Raw genomic sequence first — 4,443 nt, 5'->3', positions numbered from 1 at the left:
TGAGCCATGGCTGGCGGTGTGGTCAAAACAGGTGGAGGCGGCGGGCTCAGGCGGCGCAAGAGCCGCGCTATGCCGATGTCGGAAATCAACGTCACACCTTTTGTTGACGTGATGATGGTGCTGTTGATCATCTTTATGGTCGCGGCCCCGTTGCTAACGGTCGGTGTGCCGGTCGAGTTGCCGAAGACAGCAGCGTCTGCTCTGCCGTCAGAGACCGAAGAGCCGTTGACCGTGACGATCTCGGCGGATGGTGTTGTATCGATCCAGAACACCGAAATTGCGCGGGAAGATCTCGTCCCGCGGTTGCGGGCCATTGCCGCTGAACGGTCGGATGACCGGGTTTTCCTGCGTGCCGACGGGACCGTGACCTATGAAGTGGTGGCGCAGATCATGGGAGCGCTGAATTCAGGTGGGTTCAGTTCGATCGGGTTGGTGACCGATATCGGGGGTCCGGCGCTTGACGGGTCGGATGGCTGAGGCGCGCAGTGCATACGGGCCATTATATCTCGGGAGGTGCCCATGGGTTTCTGATCCTCTGGGCCTTGTTTGGCGGCATGTTCCGCAGCGATCCGCCAGAGGTTCAGGTGGCTGATGTGTCTGTTATCTCTGAGGCGCAGTTCGCCGCTATGACGCAGCCGCAGGCTGCGCCGACTTTGGGTGGGGAGCCTGCGGTATTGCCTGAACCAGAGATCGAAGAGCCTTTGCCGGAACCACCTGCTGAAGACCTGCAGCCCGTTACTCCGCCCGACCCGGTCGAGCCCGAGTTTGTGGAACCTGATCCTGAACCGACACCGATTGTTCCGACGCCTGAGCCGGACGTTGCCGAAGACGTGCCACAGCCGCCCGCACCGGACCCTGTGCCAGAGGTCGAAGCGCCCGAAGTGGCGTTGCGCCCGATCCCACGTCCGGCACCCAGAGTTGCGCCTGAAGCTGTGCCTGAGCCTGAGCCTGAGGCCGAGATTGCACCGGAGGTTCGGGAAACCGTCGAACAATCCGAGACGCCAGATGTGACGGATGCCGAGGAACAGCAGGCAACCGCGCCAGAGGCCGCCGCGACCGAGATCGTGACCGAAGCCGAAGAGCCGGCCCGTGCGCCGACGGCATCTGTGCGTCCGCAGGTGCGTCCGAACCGCCCCACCCCCACCCCGGCACCGACGGAAACGGTCGAAGCCCCTGCCGCCCCGGCCGAAGTGACCCCTGCGGAGCAGGAAGATACCGCTGCCGCAGATGCAACGGCGTCCGCCATTGCGGGTGCCTTGGAAGAGGCGTTGGGCGGATCGCCCACAGGCACCGCAAGCGGTCCACCTTTGACACAAGGCGAAACCGACGGTTTCCGGATCGCAGTTCAAGACTGCTGGTTTGTGGACGTCGGGTCGCAAGCGGCCAACGTGACCGTCACGGTTGGGTTTGACATGGATCGATCCGGGCGCGTGGTGAGTTCAAGCCTACGGATGTTGTCAGCCGAAGGGGGTACGGGCTCTGCGGTGGACACTGCCTTTCAGGCGGCGCGCCGAGCGATTTTGCGGTGTCAGGGCGATGGGTATACCTTGCCGCCTGACAAGTTTGACCAATGGAAGACCGTCGAGATGACGTTCAACCCCGAGAGTATGAGGATCCGATGAAACAGATCGTCGCGACACTTTTGGCTGCAGTGATAATCGCAGTCAGCGCGCCAGTGATGGCATCTGCGCAAAGCGGGCCGCTCCGGATCGAGATCACCGAAGGAGTTGTTGAACCTCTGCCCTATGCGGTGCCCGATTTCGTCGCCGAAAGCGCGGGTGGGCAACAACTGGCACAGCAAATTGCGCGGGTGGTTGCCGAGGATTTGACAGGTTCTGGCTTGTTTCGGGAAGTGCCACGCGAGGCGCATATCAGCCAGATCACCAGTTTTGGCAGCCCGGTGCAGTTTGCCGACTGGAAGGCGATTAATGCACAAGCGCTTGTGACGGGTGCGGTCAGTTCCGAAGGTGGGCGCGTGGTCGTCAAGTTCCGCGTTTGGGACGTGTTCGCGGGCACCGAGCTTGGTCAGGGCATGCAGTTTGCGGGTACACCCGATGGCTGGCGGCGTATGGCGCATAAGGTGGCCGATCAGGTCTACAGCCGGATCACCGGCGAAAGCGGGTACTTCGACAGTCGCGTGGTTTTTGTGTCGGAAAGCGGACCCAAAGACCAGCGGTCCAAGCGGTTGGCTGTGATGGACTATGACGGTGCAAATGTGCAGTTCCTGACCGGTGGAAATGCTTTGGTTTTGGCACCGCGATTTTCTGAAAACGGACAGCGCGTGCTTTACACCAGTTACGAGACCGGCATGCCGCGTGTTCATGTGCTTGAGGTTGGGACAGTGCAAAGCCGCATCCTGCAGGGGCAGGACGGTGTGATGAGCTTTGCCCCACGCTTTGCTCCGAATGGTCAAACGGTTGTCTATTCACTGACCCAGGGGTCAAATACTGATATCTGGGCAATGGATATCGGCAGCGGCGGTACGCGCCAACTAACGAGCGCGCCGTCCATTGAGACCGCTCCAAGCTATTCGCCCGATGGTAGCCAGATCGTATTCGAAAGTGATCGGTCCGGGACGCAACAGCTATATGTCATGGCGGCCAATGGCGGCGAGGCGCGGCGGATCAGCTTTGGTCAGGGGCGCTATTCCACGCCGGTCTGGTCACCGCGTGGTGATATGATTGCCTTTACCAAGCAGAATGCAGGGCGATTCCATATTGGCGTGATGCGCACCGATGGGTCGGAAGAACGATTGCTTACCGCATCTTTTCTGGACGAAGGCCCGACTTGGGCCCCCAATGGCCGAGTGATCATGTTTGCCCGCGAAACGCAGGGCGCGCAGGGGTCGTCCTCGCTTTATACGGTGGATATCTCGGGCCGGAATCTCAAACGTGTGCGCACACCCGAGGGGGCGTCGGACCCAAGCTGGGGGCCTTTGCAATAATGCGTGGCCCTTCACCAGAATTTAATACAGAGCGGCCAGAATTTTCGTACGAAAATTCTCGAGACGCGCAGATCACTAGGCGCGGCAGCGATGCTGTGGTAAATTCTAACCAATAATAAAGAGCAGGACATCCTATGCGACTTTACGCAAGAACCACGATTTTGATGGCCGTTCTGGTCTTGTCTGCGTGTACCAATGCCAATCGTTTCGACGATAGCGCGGTTGATCTCAACGCGGCGACTGGCAGTGCTGGTGGCATTGTCCCGGGCAGCGCCAGCGACCCCAGTTCACCCGCTTATTTCCAGCAGACCGTTGGTGACCGGGTGCTGTTTGCTGTCGATCAATCCACGCTTGGTCCCCAAGCGCGCGCAACGCTGGATGGCCAAGTGCAATGGCTTCGCACCAATTCTGACTATAATGCCGTGATCGAAGGCCATGCCGATGAACAGGGCACACGTTCGTACAACCTTGCCTTGGGCGCGCGACGTGCGAACGCGGTGATGGAGTACCTTGTGTCGCAAGGCATTCCGTCAAACCGCTTGCGTTTTGTCAGCTATGGTAAAGAACGCCCGATTGAAATCTGCTCGGAAGAGTCGTGTTATGCCAAGAACCGGCGCGCTGTGACGATCATTTCCGCCGGACTGACTGGCTGACGGAGATCGCAATGCGCTTGGGGGCTTTGGTATTGAGTTGTGCGGTCGCGTTTGCGCCCATCACGGGGCAGGCGCAGGAAACACTTGCGGACATCCGGCAGGACATGTCTGTGCTGTTTGTCGAATTGCAAAAACTCCGACGTGAGATGAGCACGACAGGTGGCAGCTCTGTTGCGTTACCGTCTGGGGCGCTGGATCGCTTGAACGCCATTGAGGCCGAATTGCAGCGCCTGACTGCGAAAACCGAGGAACTTGAATTTCGTGTGGCACGTGTGGCCGAGAATGGCGCGCAGCGCCTTGGTGATCTCGAGTTTCGCTTGTGCGAACTTGAAGACGGTTGCGATATTGGCTCAATCGGCAAAACACCAACCTTAGGTGGTGACACCGGTGTCAGTGCGCCCAGCGTACAGCCGCCTGCGCCGTCCAACGGCGGCACGGAACTGGCGGTTGGGGAAGAAACAGACTTTCGGCGAGCCGGGGAGGCGCTCGCCCAAGGTGACTTTCAATCCGCCGCAGACCAGTTTGCGGCCTTTCGCGAGGCCTACCCAGGAGGACCGCTAGAGGCGCAGGCCTTGGTGGCCGAAGGTCAAGCGCTTGCCGGTTTGGGCAATACCCGCGATGCGGCACGGCGGTATCTGGATGCGTATGCGGGGTATCCAGATGATGCCGCCGGACCCGAGGCGCTTTGGCGGCTTGGTGCCGCTTTAGGCGATCTTGGAAACGTGGCCGAAGCATGCGTCACGTTGGGCGAGGTGGCGGGTCGTTATCCGGGAAGCAGCGATGCGATTTCGCAGGCCGAGGCGGCCAAAGCGCGGTTTAATTGCCAGTGACGGACGCGCCGCTTGC

5 protein-coding genes are annotated in these 4,443 nt (G+C 60.2%); all 5 read left to right on the top strand.

Going from position 1 to position 4,443, the window contains the following annotated elements:
- Positions 1-6: 6 nt before the first annotated feature.
- The 5 genes from tolR to ACTG4M_RS17060 all read left to right on the top strand — a co-directional run bounded on the left by tolR (position 7) and on the right by ACTG4M_RS17060 (position 4,427).
- Complete coding sequence (tolR, locus tag ACTG4M_RS17080; RefSeq protein ID WP_439124873.1) at positions 7-477, top strand: protein TolR; 471 nt, start codon at positions 7-9, stop codon at positions 475-477.
- Between the two features lie 8 nt (positions 478-485).
- Complete coding sequence (locus tag ACTG4M_RS17075; RefSeq protein ID WP_439124872.1) at positions 486-1,622, top strand: cell envelope biogenesis protein TolA; 1,137 nt, start codon at positions 486-488, stop codon at positions 1,620-1,622.
- On the top strand, positions 1,619-2,944 hold the full coding sequence (tolB, locus tag ACTG4M_RS17070; RefSeq protein WP_439124871.1) for a Tol-Pal system beta propeller repeat protein TolB: 1,326 nt from the start codon (positions 1,619-1,621) through the stop codon (positions 2,942-2,944). The genes ACTG4M_RS17075 and tolB overlap by 4 nt, the downstream gene beginning before the upstream one ends.
- Before the next feature lie 134 nt (positions 2,945-3,078).
- Entirely contained in the window at positions 3,079-3,597 is a 519-nt protein-coding gene (gene pal / locus ACTG4M_RS17065; protein ID WP_439124870.1) for a peptidoglycan-associated lipoprotein Pal, read from the top strand.
- 11 nt (positions 3,598-3,608) lie between these two features.
- Positions 3,609-4,427, top strand: coding sequence for a tetratricopeptide repeat protein (locus tag ACTG4M_RS17060; protein WP_439124869.1), 819 nt, complete (start codon positions 3,609-3,611; stop codon positions 4,425-4,427).
- Positions 4,428-4,443 lie beyond the last annotated feature (16 nt).

It is taken from the genome of Marivita sp., assembly GCF_965656765.1.
Lineage (GTDB): Bacteria > Pseudomonadota > Alphaproteobacteria > Rhodobacterales > Rhodobacteraceae > Marivita.
This window is presented reverse-complemented; position numbering and strand designations above follow the sequence as displayed.

Coding starts and splice junctions, on each gene's coding strand:
- tolB (WP_439124871.1), top strand. CDS start 1,619: ATGAAACAGATCGTCGCGACACTTTTGGCTGCAGTGATAATCGCAGTC.
- pal (WP_439124870.1), top strand. CDS start 3,079: ATGCGACTTTACGCAAGAACCACGATTTTGATGGCCGTTCTGGTCTTG.
- ACTG4M_RS17060 (WP_439124869.1), top strand. CDS start 3,609: ATGCGCTTGGGGGCTTTGGTATTGAGTTGTGCGGTCGCGTTTGCGCCC.
- tolR (WP_439124873.1), top strand. CDS start 7: ATGGCTGGCGGTGTGGTCAAAACAGGTGGAGGCGGCGGGCTCAGGCGG.